The 16304-nt window shown below is 42.6% G+C and carries 15 protein-coding genes; 2 read left to right on the plus strand and 13 right to left on the minus strand.

Annotation, left to right across the window (positions count from 1 at the left end; translation table 11 throughout):
* The first annotated feature begins 54 nt into the window (after positions 1-54).
* Positions 55-3219 carry a cytochrome c biogenesis protein CcsA gene (locus tag POV27_RS07155; RefSeq protein WP_272862062.1) on the plus strand — a complete coding sequence of 1055 codons (3165 nt, stop codon included), beginning with the start codon at positions 55-57 and terminating at the stop codon, positions 3217-3219.
* Positions 3220-3309: 90 nt separating this feature from the next.
* Here POV27_RS07155 and POV27_RS07160 read toward each other — a convergent pair whose 3' ends face one another.
* Together POV27_RS07160 and fumC are read right to left on the minus strand one after the other, a co-directional pair.
* Complete coding sequence (locus POV27_RS07160) at positions 3310-4617, minus strand: 7TM diverse intracellular signaling domain-containing protein (RefSeq protein ID WP_272862063.1); 1308 nt, start codon at positions 4615-4617, stop codon at positions 3310-3312.
* A 189-nt stretch (positions 4618-4806) separates the two neighbouring features.
* Complete coding sequence (gene fumC / locus POV27_RS07165; protein ID WP_272862064.1) at positions 4807-6201, minus strand: class II fumarate hydratase; 1395 nt, start codon at positions 6199-6201, stop codon at positions 4807-4809.
* Positions 6202-6373: 172 nt separating this feature from the next.
* Between fumC and POV27_RS07170 the strand changes: the two genes are divergently transcribed.
* Positions 6374-6547: a hypothetical protein gene (locus POV27_RS07170; protein ID WP_272862065.1), complete on the plus strand. Its 174-nt coding sequence runs from the start codon at positions 6374-6376 to the stop codon at positions 6545-6547.
* Positions 6548-6599: 52 nt separating this feature from the next.
* On the opposite strand, the gene POV27_RS07175 is transcribed toward POV27_RS07170, so the two are convergent.
* The 11 genes from POV27_RS07175 to prfB all read right to left on the minus strand — a co-directional run bounded on the left by POV27_RS07175 (position 6600) and on the right by prfB (position 16218).
* Positions 6600-9083 (minus strand): TonB-dependent receptor, encoded by a 2484-nt coding sequence (locus POV27_RS07175; protein ID WP_272862066.1) that lies wholly within the window; start codon positions 9081-9083, stop codon positions 6600-6602.
* Positions 9084-9157: 74 nt separating this feature from the next.
* The gene (gene arsC / locus POV27_RS07180; protein WP_272862067.1) at positions 9158-9499 is read right to left on the minus strand and encodes an arsenate reductase (glutaredoxin); all 342 of its coding nucleotides are present in this window, start codon (positions 9497-9499) and stop codon (positions 9158-9160) included.
* Complete coding sequence (locus POV27_RS07185; RefSeq protein ID WP_272862068.1) at positions 9499-10104, minus strand: YceI family protein; 606 nt, start codon at positions 10102-10104, stop codon at positions 9499-9501. The genes arsC and POV27_RS07185 overlap by 1 nt, the downstream gene beginning before the upstream one ends.
* Positions 10105-10108: 4 nt before the next feature.
* A complete protein-coding gene (locus POV27_RS07190; RefSeq protein WP_272862069.1) occupies positions 10109-10585 on the minus strand; it encodes a hypothetical protein in 477 nt (158 codons plus the stop codon).
* Between the two features lie 38 nt (positions 10586-10623).
* Positions 10624-11598 (minus strand): carbohydrate kinase family protein, encoded by a 975-nt coding sequence (locus POV27_RS07195; RefSeq protein WP_272862070.1) that lies wholly within the window; start codon positions 11596-11598, stop codon positions 10624-10626.
* A gap of 17 nt (positions 11599-11615) precedes the next feature.
* The gene (locus POV27_RS07200; protein ID WP_272862071.1) at positions 11616-12233 is read right to left on the minus strand and encodes an HAD family hydrolase; all 618 of its coding nucleotides are present in this window, start codon (positions 12231-12233) and stop codon (positions 11616-11618) included.
* A 3-nt stretch (positions 12234-12236) separates the two neighbouring features.
* On the minus strand, positions 12237-12740 hold the full coding sequence (locus tag POV27_RS07205; RefSeq protein ID WP_272862072.1) for a cupin domain-containing protein: 504 nt from the start codon (positions 12738-12740) through the stop codon (positions 12237-12239).
* An 11-nt stretch (positions 12741-12751) separates the two neighbouring features.
* The gene (locus tag POV27_RS07210) at positions 12752-13837 is read right to left on the minus strand and encodes an amidohydrolase family protein (RefSeq protein WP_272862073.1); all 1086 of its coding nucleotides are present in this window, start codon (positions 13835-13837) and stop codon (positions 12752-12754) included.
* Positions 13838-14020: 183 nt separating this feature from the next.
* Positions 14021-14392 (minus strand): hypothetical protein, encoded by a 372-nt coding sequence (locus POV27_RS07215; RefSeq protein WP_272862074.1) that lies wholly within the window; start codon positions 14390-14392, stop codon positions 14021-14023.
* Between the two features lie 48 nt (positions 14393-14440).
* Positions 14441-15088, minus strand: coding sequence for a YIP1 family protein (locus tag POV27_RS07220; RefSeq protein WP_272862075.1), 648 nt, complete (start codon positions 15086-15088; stop codon positions 14441-14443).
* 22 nt (positions 15089-15110) lie between these two features.
* Positions 15111-16218 (minus strand): peptide chain release factor 2 gene (gene prfB, locus POV27_RS07225; RefSeq protein WP_272862076.1). Its coding sequence is split into 2 segments (ribosomal slippage): positions 15111-16154 and positions 16156-16218, totalling 1107 coding nucleotides; the frame shifts between segments, so codons are not numbered across the junction.
* Between the last annotated feature and the right edge of the window lie 86 nt (positions 16219-16304).

Below are 16304 nucleotides of genomic sequence, written 5' to 3' on the forward strand. Positions count from 1 at the left end.
TCAGGGTAGTAGTTATTATAAACTCAAATCCGTAAATTTGCACAAAAATTTCAGATGCAAAAGAAACTTGCAGCCTTCCTTTTCTCAACTCGTCTTACCGCTGTCTTATTTATCGTTTTCGCTGCCGCTATGGCTGTGGGGACTTTTATGGATGCATCTTACGAACGTCCGCCCTCCAATTATGCTAGGGAATGGATTTTCAATGCATGGTGGTTTGAGGCGATCATGATCATTTTCGTGATCAATTTCGTAGGGAACATCTTCCGATTTAGATTGCACAGAAAAGAAAAATGGGCCACGTTGCTCTTGCATTTATCCTTTATCCTTATCATCGTTGGTGCTGGTATTACGCGCTATATTGGTTATGAAGGTAGTATGCTCATTCGTGAGGGAGCTACGGAAAGTACGTTCCTGTCCGAGAAGACCTACCTCAATGTCTTTATCGATGGGGATTATAAAATTAATGGCGTTCCGCAACGGAGGCAGATTGAACCCAAGATATTGCGTTTGAGCGAACGACTGGATAATGATTTCCGCATTGATACGGATTACAATCAGCAGCCGGTAACCATCAAATACAAGGACTTTATTTCGAACGCCGAAGAGGGATTGGTTCCTTCCGAAGATGGAGAGGAATACTTGAAGATTGTAGAAGCGGGTGATGGAAATCGACACGATCATTGGGTGAAAGTAGGAGAGGTAGTGAACATTCACAATGTGCTGTTTGCCGTAAATAAGGAGACTCCTGGAGCCATTAATGTTTTCATTTCTGAAACAGGGGATTACACCATAGATACCCCTTTTGAAGGAAGTTATATGCGTATGGCCGATCAGTTTCAAGGAGAAGTGGTGGCCGATAGTGTACAACCCCTCAATTTGAGATCCTTATACCAAATGGCCGATATGGCCTTTGTATTCCCAGAGCCTGTGAGCAAGGGAGTTTATAAGGCTGTTAAAGCCAAAGATGAAACGGGAGTAGATGCTTTGGTATTAGAGGTGTCTTCCAATGGAGAAAGCAAGGAAATTGATCTGTTGGGAGGTCAATTCCAAGCACCAGACCCTAGAGGTATTGAAGTAGGGGGGCTTATGGTTTATTTAACGTACGGATCGAAAAAGCACGAGCTGCCTTTTAGTATTACGCTGAATGACTTTATTGCCGATAAACAACCAGGAACGGAGAAGGTATATTCCGCCTTTAAGAGTAAGGTAACGGTTAATAATAGTGAACAGGATTTCTTCGACTACGATATTTATATGAACCACGTGTTGGATCATAAAGGGTATCGCTTTTTTCAGGCTTCCTTTAGCCCGGATGAAAAGGGAACTGTACTTTCGGTAAACAAAGATTTCTGGGGTACCTGGACTACCTATATAGGCTACTTCTTGTTGTATTTAGGACTTATGGTTATTCTATTTGACCGAAAAACCCGCTTTGGGGATTTGAAAAAAATGTTGGACAAGGTAAAGGAGAAGAAAAAGAGTTTGGCCATGATCGCCTTCTTGTTCTCTGCTTTCACCATGAGTGCCCAAGATGGACATATGGACAAAAGGGTCACGGCAGCGCAGATCGATTCCATTATACAAGCCAATGTTGTGTCTAAAGAACACGCGGCCAAGTTTGGGAACTTGGTGATTCAGGATAATGGACGGATGAAGCCGTTAAACACTTTTGCCAGCGAATTAATCCGAAAAATTAGCGGAAAGGACGAATACAATGGTTTGGACGCTAACCAAGTGTTTCTTTCCATGACCGAATTGAATAGGGTTTGGGTAGAAACCCCGGTATTGAAACTGGATTGGCGTAACGACAGTATTAAGACGATTCTGGGAGTACCCAAAGAAGCTTCTAAAGCTTCCTTATTGGATCTTTTGGATGAGCGCGGCAATAATAAATTGGGACCTTATTTGGAAGAAGCCAGTTCTAAGAACAATCCGAACCAGTTCGAAAAAGATTTTATAAAACTGTACGAGAAATACTTTCTATTGAATCAGGCACTTAGCGGCACCATTTTAAAAGTATTCCCGGTACCGGGCGATGATAACAACAAATGGGTTTCCTATCCAGAGCTTCAGGAATATCGATTCACAGGCATGGATTCGTTGTATGCCCGTAATATTCTTCCGTTGTACTTTGAGAGTCTTCAGAAGGCCCGTTTCGATGGTGATTATTCCAAAGCCGATGAATACTTGGAGAGTATTACCAATTTTCAGAAAAAGCATGGAAGTGAAGTGCTACTTTCCGAAAAGAAAGTTAAGACCGAAGTACTTTACAATAAGATAGATCTTTTCAATAGACTATATCATTATTTTATGATGTTTGGGGTATTTATGTTCATCTTCATCATATTCCAAATTTTTGGGAACAATAAAGTACTTAGAGGATTTATTCTGCTCTTCAAAGTCTGTATTTGGATCTTATTCCTGCTTATGACGGCAGGGCTCATTATGCGATGGTACATTAGTGGCCATGCCCCTTGGAGTGATGCATACGAAAGTATTTTGTATGTAAGTTGGGCGACCCTTTTCTTCGGACTGGCCTTTGGCCGTAAAAGTGATTTGACCATATCGGCAACCGCATTTGTCGCTTCCATGTTACTTTGGGTAGCGCACATGAGCTGGTTAGATCCTGCCATAGCCAATCTGCAACCTGTATTGGATAGCTATTGGCTTATGATCCACGTAGCAGTGATTGTGGCAAGCTACGGGCCGTTTACGTTGGGAATGATTCTAGGAGCTGTGGCACTATTGCTCATGCTGCTTACCAATTCCAAGAATAAGAAAAGGATGGACCTCAGTATTAAAGAGATTACCATCATTACCGAAATGGCCCTTACTGTTGGATTGGTAATGCTTACCATAGGAAACTTCTTAGGAGGACAATGGGCTAACGAAAGCTGGGGTCGTTATTGGGGTTGGGACCCTAAGGAAACCTGGGCACTCATTAGTATCATGATATACGCCTTTGTTATTCACATGCGATTAATCCCTGGGCTACGCGGCAGATGGTGGTTTAACGTCATGGCCATCTTCTCCTATGCCTCCATTATGATGACCTATTTTGGGGTGAATTTCTATCTTACGGGATTACATTCCTATGCGAGTGGAGATGTGCCGGTTACGCCGAATTTTGTATACTACATCCTAACGATTTTTACTACGCTTAGCATACTGTCCTATTTCCAGTACAAAAAGCACTATGCGCCTGTAAAAAAAGGATAGTACTTGGGGTTGTACTATCCTCTCTCGATTAACTTGCCATAAAAATTAAACAAACAAAAAGTTGGTCGATGTAATTATCTAGGGTTAGGATTAATTATAAATATAATCAGGCTGTGCGTCTACCATACGGTAGTCTTGCTGAATTTGTTCACTAATCTCTAGTTTTTCATATAGTTCTTTGGTAAGCTCTTCCACATCATTTTCGGTGGTTTTTAGCTTACGAGCAATCTTTGCATTGGTTTTTCCTTCAGAGATGTACTGAAGTAACTTTATTTCCAATCCGTCGAGATCGTAGTGCATGATCAGGTTTTCCAAATACACATCTTCTACGATTTTCTCCGTTTTTCTTCTGGTAGAAAGGGCTTCCTGACGTTTCAGGAAAATACGCATTTCCGCTTGGCGCAACTCGTGTTCTTCCTTAATGGACTGCATACGGTACATAATGGCATAGGTAAGAATAAGCATTTCCGCGATGGCAGCTGCTTTGATATGCGTAGTTTGGGTAGCTAGGAAATCGATTCCTAAAGGTGCTAGCACAAAATAATCTATCGAGAATAATAGCGGGATAAAGGAAGCAATGACAAAGAATTTTGCATAGTTCTTTTTACTGAAAAGGTAAACTCCGGCTAAGAAATACACTCCCATAATACCGAAGAGTACAGTATTGGCCGTCTGATTGAAAACCTCATTACCCGTGGTCCATGAAAAGGCCATAAGCAATCCTGCTACGGCAAGTAACCCAAGGGTATAAAACTTAAGCTTCGGGGCAAATTCACGCAATGACAAATATTTATCCGCAAATAGGGCACCGCAAACGGTTGCTAGGAATAACAATATGGTTTGTAGGTTGGAAACACTAGGTGCTGTTTCCATGCCCAATATGGCAAAAAGTCCATCGCTGTAAAAGAGCAGTACGGACATTGTGCCCAATGCCGCTGCGTAAAAGAGATAGGTCTTCTCTTCGAAGAGGAAAAAACACACCAGATTGAGCAAAACCAGCATGATGGTAAACCCGTAGTACATTCCCTGACTGAAAAGTGTATGTTCGCCAATGGAGGCAGTTGCTATTTCTGAAGTGTCGGTTTTGTTAAAATTTGTAGAGCTTCCACCTCCTACAGATTCATTTTTGTAGGAAAATTCTGAATAACCCAAAAAGTGGTCCGAAGGGGCGAATGGATTTTCGTAGTGATAGAACCCATGCTCCGGCGTTAGAATATTTTGGTTAATGAGGGGGGCATTTAACCCAGCAAATTCACTACCCATATTGCTCTTAAGCATAGTGTTTCCAGCACTTTCGGTGTTGGCAACTTCAGATTTATTTTTGGTAGTGTATTCCTTCTTTTTTGCAAATGTTAGGGTACAAAAAGACAGGAAAATGAGTAATAAAACAGACCTCATAATAAGTAGGTTTTATGAATTTGGGTACTCCAATATACATAAATTTTACATTTCACCTAACTTTTTTGCACTTTATCGATAAAATTTAGCAAAAAGTGTATCTCGTTGATTATGAGGAAATTCTTCCGGAAAAAGAAAAAGACCGCTTAGAAAACGGCCTTTTTGTATAATGTATTAAGGTATAGGTAGTTACATTTCACCTACCATATCTTCGGGTTTCACCCATGCATCGAATTCTTCTGCCGTTAGGTACCCTAAATTGATGGCCTCTTCCTTTAAAGTGGTTCCATTTTTATGGGCTGTATTTGCAATTTCTGCAGCCTTGTAATATCCAATTTTTGTATTCAGGGCAGTCACCAACATCAAGGAGTTATCCAGTAATTTTTTAATCACTTCGTGGTTGGGTTCTATGCCTTGGGCACAATTTACATCGAAGGAAACACAGGCATCTCCTATAAGTTGTGCCGACTGAAGGATATTGGCGGCCATTACAGGCTTAAATACGTTCAATTCATAATGTCCTTGCATACCTCCAACCCCGATGGCTACGTCGTTCCCCATTACTTGGGCGCAGACCATGGTTAGCGCCTCACACTGGGTTGGGTTCACCTTACCGGGCATGATAGAAGATCCTGGTTCGTTGGCTGGAATAATGATCTCTCCGATACCACTTCTAGGTCCACTGGCCATCATGCGGATGTCGTTGGCAATTTTATTTAAGGAAACGGCTATTTGCTTTAAGGCACCGTGGGTTTCCACAATGGCATCGTGTGCCGCCAGTGCTTCGAACTTGTTTTCGGCACTTACGAAAGGAAGTTCCGTAAATTGAGCGATATACTCCGCTACTTTAGGAGCATATCCTTTAGGGGTATTGATTCCAGTACCTACAGCGGTTCCTCCCAAAGCTAATTCACTAAGGTGGGCCATGGTATTTTCCAAGGCTCTTAATCCGTGATCCAATTGGGAAGCGTATCCTCCAAACTCCTGTCCCAAAGTAAGTGGAGTGGCGTCCATAAGGTGTGTACGTCCAATCTTTACACATTTTTTAAACTCTTCCGATTTCTTCACCAAAGTAGCGAGCAATTGCTTTACCCCGGGAACGGTAACCTCTACAATCTTCTTGTAGGCAGCAATGTGCATACCCGTTGGGAAAGTATCGTTAGACGATTGCGATTTGTTTACATCGTCATTGGGCTGTAAAGTCTTATCTCCTTCACCAATCACTTTTCCAGCCAATTGATGAGCACGATTAGCGATTACCTCGTTCACGTTCATGTTACTTTGCGTACCGCTACCGGTTTGCCATACCACCAACGGAAACTGATCGTCATGCTTCCCTTCCAAAATTTCATCACAAACGGCACCGATGAGATCTCGTTTTTCTTCAGAAAGTACTCCCAATTCGCAATTGGTATACGCAGCTGCTTTTTTAAGGTAGGCAAAACCATATACCACTTCCAAAGGCATGGAAGCAGGGGCGCCGATTTTAAAATTATTTCGGGAACGCTCTGTTTGCGCACCCCATAGTTTATCGGCAGGTACTTGTACCTCGCCCATGGTGTCTTTTTCAATTCGGTAGCTCATAGAATACTATTTGTGAAATACGGTGCAAAATTACGATTTTAACAGGGAAGATGGAAGTAAGTGGGCCATAGATTCTGTGAGTTTTCTGTTCATAACTTGAAGAGTTTTTGCAAAGAGATGTTTTAAGATTGATTTTTTCATTTTATCTTTGCAAAAACAAAACAGACAACGCATGTTCGATTTTCAACAATATTTAGGATTTCTTGCTTTCTTAACGATATTAACCATAGGATTCTGGCTAATGATTTTCCTAATTTCCTTTATTCCTTATTGGATAGGAGGAGCCTTGATCGAAAACATGAAGTTAAAGCGCGAAGCGAAAAGAAAAGCAAAAGAAGGGAACTAAGTCCCCGTCAATTATAAAGTAAGAAGGAGTTCTTGAAAAGGAGCTCCTTTTTTTATGGCTTACCCTCAAAACCTTCCCCATCGAAATCACCGCCGTTTCTACCATTACGTTGGCGCTGTTTCTTCTGGTTGAATCGGTAGGTAAACGCTAAATTGAACTGACGCTCTCTCCACTGAAATTCACTATCGCTAGTAAAATTGGCCGTTTCGGTAAAGGACATGCGCTTTCTGGAATTGAACAAATCGCTCACATTGAATCCAATTGTAGCATTATCATTAATAATATCCTTGCTGAAGGCCAAACTGATGGATAGAATCCCTTCCGTTTCGGTTTGGGCATTGTTCCTCGGGCCACGATAGAAAGCATTGGTCTGCCAATCGATTTTGGCTGGAAGCGTTACTTTGGCACTTCCACGGGCAAACCAACTGGTATTTTCAGTTCCATAATCGATCCCATTAAAGCTACCTTCGGTTTCGAAGCGGAAGAAGTTGAAACTTCCGTTAAAACGGAACCATTTTAGTGGATTATAGAGTATCGCCATTTCCCCACCAATACGCTGATTGGTAGAAAGGTTAATGGGAATGGTTCTAATGATCGGGATTCCATTCGGTGTAAACTGTCCCGTATCCTCCTGTACTCGTTCGAAAGCATCGGTTTCGTACTGATAGTACACAGAAGCTGTTAACGTAAGCTTTCGCCCCCAGCGTTTTAAATAGCCCAAATCGAAGGCACTGGCATAAGCTGGATCCAGTCCAGGATTTCCTTGAAAGACATTCGCTTCACTGGATCGGGAAGGGAAGGGGTTCAGAAACCAGAAGCGCGGACGATTAATTCTTCGGTTGTAACCAAAAGAGATATTTTCCCGTTCGCCTATTTCGTATACCAAATTCACTGTGGGGAACAATCCCAAGAAGTCTTTATCAAAATTTACGTTGAAATCGTCATTCGTAGTTACATCCTCTCCAGATACTTCTCCTTTTAATACGGTAGATTCCATTCGTAGTCCCAAAAGAAAAGAGAACTTTCCAAACTTGTTTCCATACTGTGAGTAGAGTGCTTGTACGTTCTGGGTGAAATCGAACACATTGCTCAGGCTGTCATTCCGAACGAAGTTCCCGCCCGCAGTTAACTGTTCTTCCAGTAAATAATCGGTAAGGGTATTTTCGAAACGTCCTCGATATCCAGCTTCGAACTGTGCGTTTTCACCAATGGGGAGTACATAATCGGCCTGCACCAAATATTCGGATTCATCCTGCTCCTGAACGATATTTTCTGAAGGTAATATTTCCAGCGCTGGAATGGTATTGCTTTCCTCGATAAGGGATGTCTCAGTTTCCTCTCCCGTTTCGTATTGAAAATCGACCGTAAGCTTATGCCCGTTGGGATTGAAGTCGTTCACATAGTTCAGGGAAAGCTGAAAGTTGTTGTCATCTTCCCCTTCGGTCTCAATCCGATCCCTAGAAATGGCCAGCGCATCTGTCGTGTCAAATTCTTGTGTAATGTTGGTGGTTGTGCTTTCATTATCACCCAAGCGGTAAAAAGCCGAGGCGGTGATGGAAGAGGTTTTTGTTAGGAAATATTCGATTCCCAAATTGGTATTGAATCCCCTGCGAACACGATCGAAATCTCGGTCTTCAATCACTAAGGGATTAATGGCATCGTTAAAATATCTATTTTCGAAATTGGCATTTCCCGGCAGATCACGGTACCGAACCCCTGTGGTATTGAAGACATTGAACTTGTTCGTCCGTACATTAATATTTCCGGTAACACCACTTCCCAAAGGGTAGGAGAAGTTAGTTTGTACGGAACCATTCAGTCCCAGCGTTTTCTCTTTCCTAAGGATGATATTAAGAATCCCTGCGGTACCTTCAGCATCGTAGCGAGCGGAAGGTGAGGTGATCACTTCTACACGCTCTATGGCTTCGGCAGGAAGTTGTCGCAAGGCGTCGGTAGAACCAAATCCCGCAATGGCCGATGGCCTTCCGTTAATGAGGATACGTACGTTTTCATTCCCACGTAAGGCAATCGTTCCGTCTACATCTACAGTAACCGAGGGAACGTTGTCTAATGCATCACTTACGGTGGCTCCGCTCGTGGTAAGATCTTTCCCTATGGTATATACTTTTTTATCCAATCGAATCTGCACCTCCGTAGTTTCTGCTCGCACAACAACTTCGTCCAAACTTTCGGTATCCAAGGATAGCGTCATATTGGGAAGCTTGGTCGATTTGAACAAGCGTTGATTTTCCAAAATTTCCGTTTTATAGGAAATAAATTCGAATCGGATGGTGTATACCCCAGCCGGAACCTCGATACTGTATTTTCCTTTAGCATCGGTAATTCCTCCAGAAACGACTTCTCCGTTTTGGTTCGAAATGGCAATGGTGGCAAATTCTAATGGAGCCCCAGACTCCTTATCTAGTACGTTTCCGTATACCGTTACGGGTCCAGAATTCCCCCTAGGGCCTGTGCCACGTTGACTCCAAGCAATAGTAGTAAGGCAGAAGACTGCCAGAAAAAATATGTATTTCATGGTGGTTTTTCGAACTTAGACCACGAAAATACGGCGGGGTTTAACGGCTATTTCCCAAGCTTTTGTTAAACTTTTTAAAGAATTTGTAAAACACTTTCCGGCGGACGACCTAAAGCCGCTTTTCCATTTTTTATAACAATAGGACGCTCAATGAGTTTAGGATTTTCGACCATAGCAGAAATAATCTGTGCATCAGAGAGTTCCTTTCCTTTGTACAGTTCTTTCCAAATGGCTTCATTTTTCCGAACAAGATCTATTGGTGCAATTCCCAAAAGTTTAATAATATCGGAAAGCTCCTCCCTAGTGAGGGGATTTTCCAGATAAAGGACAATATCAATGGTTTCTCCTTTTTCTTCTAGAATTTGAAGGGTTTCACGGGATTTACGGCAACGGGGGTTGTGATATATTTTGGTCATTATTTTTCTGTTTTTTTGGGTGCTTTTCTTTTTTTGGTCCAAAAATCAATTTCAACATGTATTCTTTCACCTAGGAAGTTGTCCATAGAATCATGCTTAAAATCGGAACCTACACCATAGTCCATACGGTTAATGGATAATCTTGAAGAAAATCCGAAGGTATTTTTACCGTCCTTTCCCGTTTGTTCCAAAGGCAATCGAAGTGTCTTGGAAACACCTTTCATAGTAAAAGTACCGATAACCACGTAGCCACGGCGTGTCCGTTCAATCGTTTCACTTACAAATGTAATTTCTGGATAGGTTTCTACATCGAAAAAATCGGCCGTAAGCAGGTGTTCATCCCTAGCGGGGATGCCCGTGTCGATACTATTTACCTGTATGGTTACGCTTAGTTTGGATTGGGTAAAATCGTCTTCGTCCATATCCAATTCCATACTGTAGTCATTAAATTTTCCTGCTATTCGTGTAATTCCGCCAGAAATAGGTACCGAAAACAATAGCGTAGAATGATTGGACTCAACAGTTAATTTCTTCAATTCCTTGTCCTGCCCAAAAGAAGGGAGCGCAAAGCATAAGGTTAGCATTAATAAAGCTACTTTCTTCATCTCTCTAATATTTAATTTTTTCCAATTCCAGTGCATAATCGTATTGAAGGTCTTCATGCAGTCCCAATACTTTCTTTTCAATCAAAGCCACTTGCCTATCGTACAAATTCATCATGGTACGACTGCGTTTTATGGAGGGTGAAAAACTCTTCAGTTTATGGCAAAAGTGGAGGAGTAATTCTATTTCGGTCTCTTTATGATTGGAATAGCGGATGTATTTTTTGGTTTCCCGAAGGATTTTCCGAATGCTCTTTTTCACATAGTAAAAACTCGTAGTGTTAATAGCCTCGAAACCTTCGTCCATCTGCTCCTTTACCGTATCCACATATCCCGCTTCGTCTTCACTTTCAAATAAGAGATAGGTGAGGAGTTCTTTGTTTTCCTTTTTGAAACGAGCCAATCGAAGGCACAGGGCTTCCAATTCGTCCGAAGATCGAAATTTCAATTCCTTTTTCAGTTGGGCAACGCTGGCAGCTTTCAAATTAACTTATGTATTTCTTGTTGATTTCTGAAAGATGGTTAGGAATAGGTTTCAGAAATAATCTTATTGGTTTCTTCCAAGGATTTAAAAACTTCGAAGGTTTTTCCTTGGGTTCTTTGGGCTCCCATGGCATTACCATACTGGGCGGCCTTAATGTGATCGTTCGGGTCTTTAAGCAGACTGAAGGCAATCCCGCCAGCAAACGAATCTCCACAGCCGGTCGTATCTACGACATGGGAAACGGGAACGGAAGGCACAAAGTTTTCTTGAAGTTCTCCATCTTTCATTGTATATACCATCACGCCACGGGCATCCAATGTTACGAATAGGGATTTTAAACCTTGTTCCAAGCAATGCCTGGCGAACCTAGGTAATTCCGATTCTTCAATTTCTTTATTTTCCTTAAGGTCTTTGAGTTCGTATTCGTTTTGAAACCAACTACAATTGGCCTCTTCCAAGTTCATTTTTAGCACATCAATGTAAGGAAGCCACAGGTCGCGATCTACCCAAAATTTGGTCACTCGCTTTCCTCGAACGGTGAGTGCTGTGGTAGGACCATGGGCATCGAAAACAATGCTGGCGTTAGAGTTTTCCTTGATGTACCTTAGGGTTTCTAAGGGAACTTCGAAATCGGTAACGGGAACGCAAACAAAGACTTCGGCATCGAGGTGATCTTTTACATCGTTCGGGCCAATGGGTTTCATAAAGGCGGTTTGGGTTTCCTTTCGGTTGTTCTGATCCTTGAATTTCAACTGAATTACATCCCCTTGATCTGCTTCCGAAGAAATAGCTTCTGTCTTAATGTTTGAATACGGCTGTAATAAGGAAAAAATCCCTTCCTGATCTTGCTTCCGAATATGGGTGATGGGAATGATCTCATCTTCGGCCGATAGCAGATTGGACAAGGCAATGGCTGTGTGCGTGGCGCAGCCATATTTTTGGATCACTTCTTTATGATGGGTAATGATATAGTCCCTTGGAATGGGCCCTAAAACAGCAACTTTATGATTCATACGGAAAAGTAATCAAATTATAGCACAACTCCCAACTCGCGAAGGCGAACCGAAAGACTGTGCGCATTGTTAAAATGGATACCTTTAATACCCACGGCTTCGCAGCCTTCAATGTTTTTTTCACTATCGTCTATGAAGACAGCTTCTTCCCGTTTAATGTTGTACCGGGAAAGGATCAGTTCATAGATTTCTGGAAAGGGTTTTCGCATGCCTTCGTCACCACTTACCAATATCCCTTCGAACAAATCCAACCAAGGAAATTTTTCGATAGCATGAGGCCAAGTTTCCCCGCTCCAATTCGTCAGGGCATAGACACGGTAGTCGGGATTGTTGGCAAGACTTTTCAGAATTTCTAAGGTGTCATCGTGTGTATAGCCTAGCATTTCTTCCCAGCGCCCATAGTACATTTCGATAAGCTCTTTGTACTCTGGAAACAGAGCGATACGATCCTCGGTGGCTTTGGCAAGTGGATAGCCAGCATCCTGATTTACGTTCCAATCCCAAGCACAGATGTAGTTGAGAAACCAATCCATTTTGTCTCGGTTGCCTCTAAATTCTTTCAGGTATACATACTCTGGGCTCCAATCGATTAGTACGCCTCCTAGGTCGAAAATTACGGTTGAAATTTGTTTCATGAATTATGCACGTGTTAGTTTTCGTATAATGTTTTCGTGTTGTGGATACATTGCGAGCAGGTCTTCTTGGGAAGGCATTTCGAAATCGTCGAAATCGAACCCCGGAGCTACCGTGCAACCTACAAACGAAAATTCACCGCCTTCTTTTACCTCTGCTCCGAACCAATATCCTCCAGGTACGGTAAACTGAGGTACTTCTCCTGCGGCAATATTCCTTCCTATTTCAATCCTTTTGTACTCTCCTTCTGGCGAAATCATATGTAGCCAAAGGGTTGCACCGTCATAGAAATGCCATTGCTCGTCTTGAACGATCTTATGGAAGGCCGAAAAATTCCCTTGGGTTAACAGAAAGTAAATGCTGGTTGCGTAATTCCTAGCCCCTGAATAATCTGCTCCCAACTCAGATGCAGGAATCTGGTGAGGGTTGCGATAGGTTTCTTTAAAGTAGCCTCCTTCTGGATGGGGTTGGAGCGCTAGATGTTGGATAATTTCTTGTGCCGAATTCATATTCGAAGATACTAGTTTGGGAATAAACTTCGGTCCAATCCGGGGACAATTCGCAGCGCATTTTTGTAGTATATTTTTTTAAGTACTTCATCGGGTAAATCCATTCCATACATGGCCCAAAAGGCATGGTATTTTTTGTGATAGGGGAAATACTCGTCGTCGCTTTCCAGTACACGGAAATAGGTAGGGAATTCTTCGGGTTTCCAACTGTCCTTCCCGAAAAGAATACGGTCTTGGTATTTTATAAAGAATTTGCGTGCAGTTCGCGGTTGTCGCCCCAATTCGGCGATGACAGCAGCAATGCCCACATACATATTCGGAATTTCATCCAATAATTTTCCCAAAGCTCCCAAGTCATTCGCATACCATCCCATATGGGCATTGATGAAGGTAGTGTTTGGGTGTTTTTTGAACATATTGTGCTGCTCGCCTATAAGTTGTTCCCAAGGTGCCGGATTGTTGGGGCCGCGTTTCCTTCTGGGGCGTAATTTAAGCTCGAGCCACCGTTCGTTGTCGGCATCGAATTCATCCCAGAAGGGTTTGGGGTCGGCCGTGTGGATCAAGACCGGAATTCCCAATTCCCCGCACTTGGCCCAGATGGGATCCAATCTCGGATCATCTACCGCGACCCGATTTCCTTTGGCGTCCTGATAGCGCAGTCCTAGGCTCTTGTAGATTTTCAGTCCGCGGGCACCATTGTTGCAATCTTCCTCTAATTGCTGAACGGTTCTCTCGGTCCATCCTTCTGTCCCCACACCATCAAAGTCGATATTGGCAAACACTACAAAACGATTTGGGAAATTGGTTTTTATATTGTCTACGCATCGCTCTAAATAATCGCCAGTCCTTCCGCTAAGGTTCACCATGATTTTCATATTCAAAGTATCCATGGCGGCAACGACCGGAGTTAAGTCTTGATCGGCCATTTGGTACTGATGTCCATGAATATCTATAAAAGGAAATTTGGCTTTTAGAACAGGTTCTCCTTCTACGACAAGGGTAGAGGTCGGGTTGTATTCTTCGAAGGTAAGGTCCTGCGCAGTTGTAGAATAGATACTTATTACGGAAAGCAATAGGAGGGAGATGTAGCGTTTCATCGTGCAAAATTGGTTTAGCATTTAAATGTAAAAAGACCCGCCTTTGGGCAAAAAGGATTTGGGATAGGTTTAACTTTTAATGTTGAATCGGTTTGTGGGTTCCGAGTTCTGAGTTTGAGGGTTCTGGGTTAGTGAGTTCAGGGTTAGTGGGTTGATTTGTTGAGGTGCCCAAATCAGTGTGGACTAATCCAACCAACCGGGACATTTGCCTTCCACAAAATCGAAGACCTGTTTTGGAAGGGTGTTGAGGTCGGAAGATGGTTCTAGGCAAACAGAAAGGTGTCCATTTTTTGTGGATTTCACCAATTGAAAGAAATTCCCATATCCCACGATAAGGTAATTCAATCCACCGCAATCAATATTACCACGTTGGCGGGCAAGGGTAAGCAGGGTAGGGTTTACCAAGAGTTCTTCGAAGGTATCCGTATTGCCTGAAGAAGTATTTTCGGCAGCATCCCGTTGTTCAAAAACCAGATCATCATTTTCGTATATGGCTACATATCTGATCTTGTCTGAAAAATCAAAAAGTTCTTGAATGAGGGTTCCGGGTTTCATGCCACTATGCGATTGTTTTCAGATAAATATAGTAATTCCTATCGCTATTTAGGATGCCAAAATGGCAAGTAAAGCCAATGGGATTAGTATGGCAAAAATGGGCAGTAGCATGTTTAATATGGCGAATCCAATATTGAAAGACTGTACCAAACGAATTCCAATAACTAGGATTACAATACTCCATATACTAAGAATAAGCTCAAGAATACCAAAAACCATCCATAAAGTACTGTAGAATGTAGAATCATTAAGTGGATAACTACGGAAGAGATCATCACCAAAAATGATAAGTTGAGGGATCAGCAGTAAAAGGGAGGCAATGGATGGTACTAGGGACCAAGCTAGAACAGTGCGCATTTTTTCGGGATCCGCTGCTCCGCCTAACAGTTTTCCAAGAGCACTCAATGCCCAGGCATAGATATAGTATCCAATCCAACCAAAAAATGCCCCAAGAAAAACAGAAGAGGCTAGCACCACCATCGTGGACATGTTATCGCCAAGGCCTCTCTGGGTAGCACGACCTATATTTCTTACGATTCCGCCCAACACAAATAAGATCGTTACATGTTTTGTTGGGATGGTATGAAGTACGTATTCCAGTGTTACTTTTGGCTTTGACCAAATGGACTGAAATAGTTTGTTAGGATCTATTTTTAGGTATTCCTTTTCAAATTCTTCAAAAGAGGACTCTTCCATAGACTTTCTTCAGATAATGGGATTACAGCTCATTACTCGTTTCGCCCTGCCCCATCATCATAAGATAGGACTTTAGGAAGTCGTTGATTTCACCATTCAGAACGGCATCGGTATTTCCAGTTTCATGAGCGGTACGTACATCCTTTACCAATTTATAGGGGTGGAGTACGTAGTTGCGAATTTGTGAGCCCCATTCAATCGCCATTTTGCTGTCCTCAATTTCGGCACGTTGTTCCATCTGCTTCCGCAATTCGATTTCATACAACTGTGATTTCAGCATTTGCATGGCAGTTGCCCTATTATCGTGCTGGGAACGTGAATTGGAACAGGAAATCTGAATTCCTGTCGGCTTGTGGAACAGTTGCACTTTGGTTTCCACTTTGTTTACGTTCTGTCCCCCGGCACCACTGGATCGGGCGGTGGTGATCTCTATATCGGCTGGGTTTATTTCAATTTCAATACTGTCATCCACCATGGGGTACACATAGACGCTCACAAAACTGGTATGACGCTTGGCATTGCTATCGAAAGGGGAAATGCGTACCAGACGGTGCACTCCGTTTTCACCCTTCAGCCAACCAAAGGCATAGTCGCCTTCAATTTCTAAAGTCACCGTTTTTATTCCGGCTACGTCTCCCGGCTGAAAGTTGAGCTCTTTCACTTTAAACCCTTCCTTTTCGGCCCACATAAGGTACATGCGCATGAGCATCTGTGCCCAATCGCAACTTTCGGTACCTCCGGCACCCGCTGTGATTTGAAGTACGGCCGAAAGATCGTCGCCTTCTTCACTTAGCATGTTTCGGAATTCTAGCGTTTCTATCGTGTCCAACGCCAAGTTGTAGCTTTCGCTCAAGGTTTCGGCGTCGCCTTCCCCTTCTTTGAGGAATTCGTACATGACTTCAGTGTCGTCGGTAAGGGAAACACTTTTTTCGTAGTCTTCTACCCACTTTTTTTTGTTTCGCAATTGCTTCATAAAAGCCTCTGCTTCCTGTGGGTTGTTCCAGAAGTTGGGATCGAAGGTTTTCTCTTCGTCGTTGGTGATTTCTATGCGTTTGCCATCAACGTCAAAGATACCTCCTTAACGCATCCAGGCGATTTCTAAGATCTTTTAATTGATCGTTTGTTATCATGAAGTTGAAATTTGACGTAAAATTAGAATTTAAATCTGCAAGCCGAAATTAATTTCAAGATAATTTAGTAGCTTAGAGCATTCCCC

Source organism: Aureisphaera galaxeae, assembly GCF_028561275.1.
Taxonomy (GTDB): Bacteria; Bacteroidota; Bacteroidia; order Flavobacteriales; family Flavobacteriaceae; genus Aureisphaera; species Aureisphaera galaxeae.

Coding starts and splice junctions, on each gene's coding strand:
- POV27_RS07205 (WP_272862072.1), bottom strand. CDS start 12,740: ATGAATTCGGCACAAGAAATTATCCAACATCTAGCGCTCCAACCCCAT.
- POV27_RS07170 (WP_272862065.1), top strand. CDS start 6,374: ATGTTCGATTTTCAACAATATTTAGGATTTCTTGCTTTCTTAACGATA.
- POV27_RS07185 (WP_272862068.1), bottom strand. CDS start 10,104: ATGAAGAAAGTAGCTTTATTAATGCTAACCTTATGCTTTGCGCTCCCT.
- arsC (WP_272862067.1), bottom strand. CDS start 9,499: ATGACCAAAATATATCACAACCCCCGTTGCCGTAAATCCCGTGAAACC.
- POV27_RS07160 (WP_272862063.1), bottom strand. CDS start 4,617: ATGAGGTCTGTTTTATTACTCATTTTCCTGTCTTTTTGTACCCTAACA.
- POV27_RS07195 (WP_272862070.1), bottom strand. CDS start 11,598: ATGAATCATAAAGTTGCTGTTTTAGGGCCCATTCCAAGGGACTATATC.
- fumC (WP_272862064.1), bottom strand. CDS start 6,201: ATGAGCTACCGAATTGAAAAAGACACCATGGGCGAGGTACAAGTACCT.
- POV27_RS07220 (WP_272862075.1), bottom strand. CDS start 15,088: ATGGAAGAGTCCTCTTTTGAAGAATTTGAAAAGGAATACCTAAAAATA.
- POV27_RS07210 (WP_272862073.1), bottom strand. CDS start 13,837: ATGAAACGCTACATCTCCCTCCTATTGCTTTCCGTAATAAGTATCTAT.
- POV27_RS07215 (WP_272862074.1), bottom strand. CDS start 14,392: ATGAAACCCGGAACCCTCATTCAAGAACTTTTTGATTTTTCAGACAAG.
- POV27_RS07155 (WP_272862062.1), top strand. CDS start 55: ATGCAAAAGAAACTTGCAGCCTTCCTTTTCTCAACTCGTCTTACCGCT.
- POV27_RS07175 (WP_272862066.1), bottom strand. CDS start 9,083: ATGAAATACATATTTTTTCTGGCAGTCTTCTGCCTTACTACTATTGCT.
- POV27_RS07200 (WP_272862071.1), bottom strand. CDS start 12,233: ATGAAACAAATTTCAACCGTAATTTTCGACCTAGGAGGCGTACTAATC.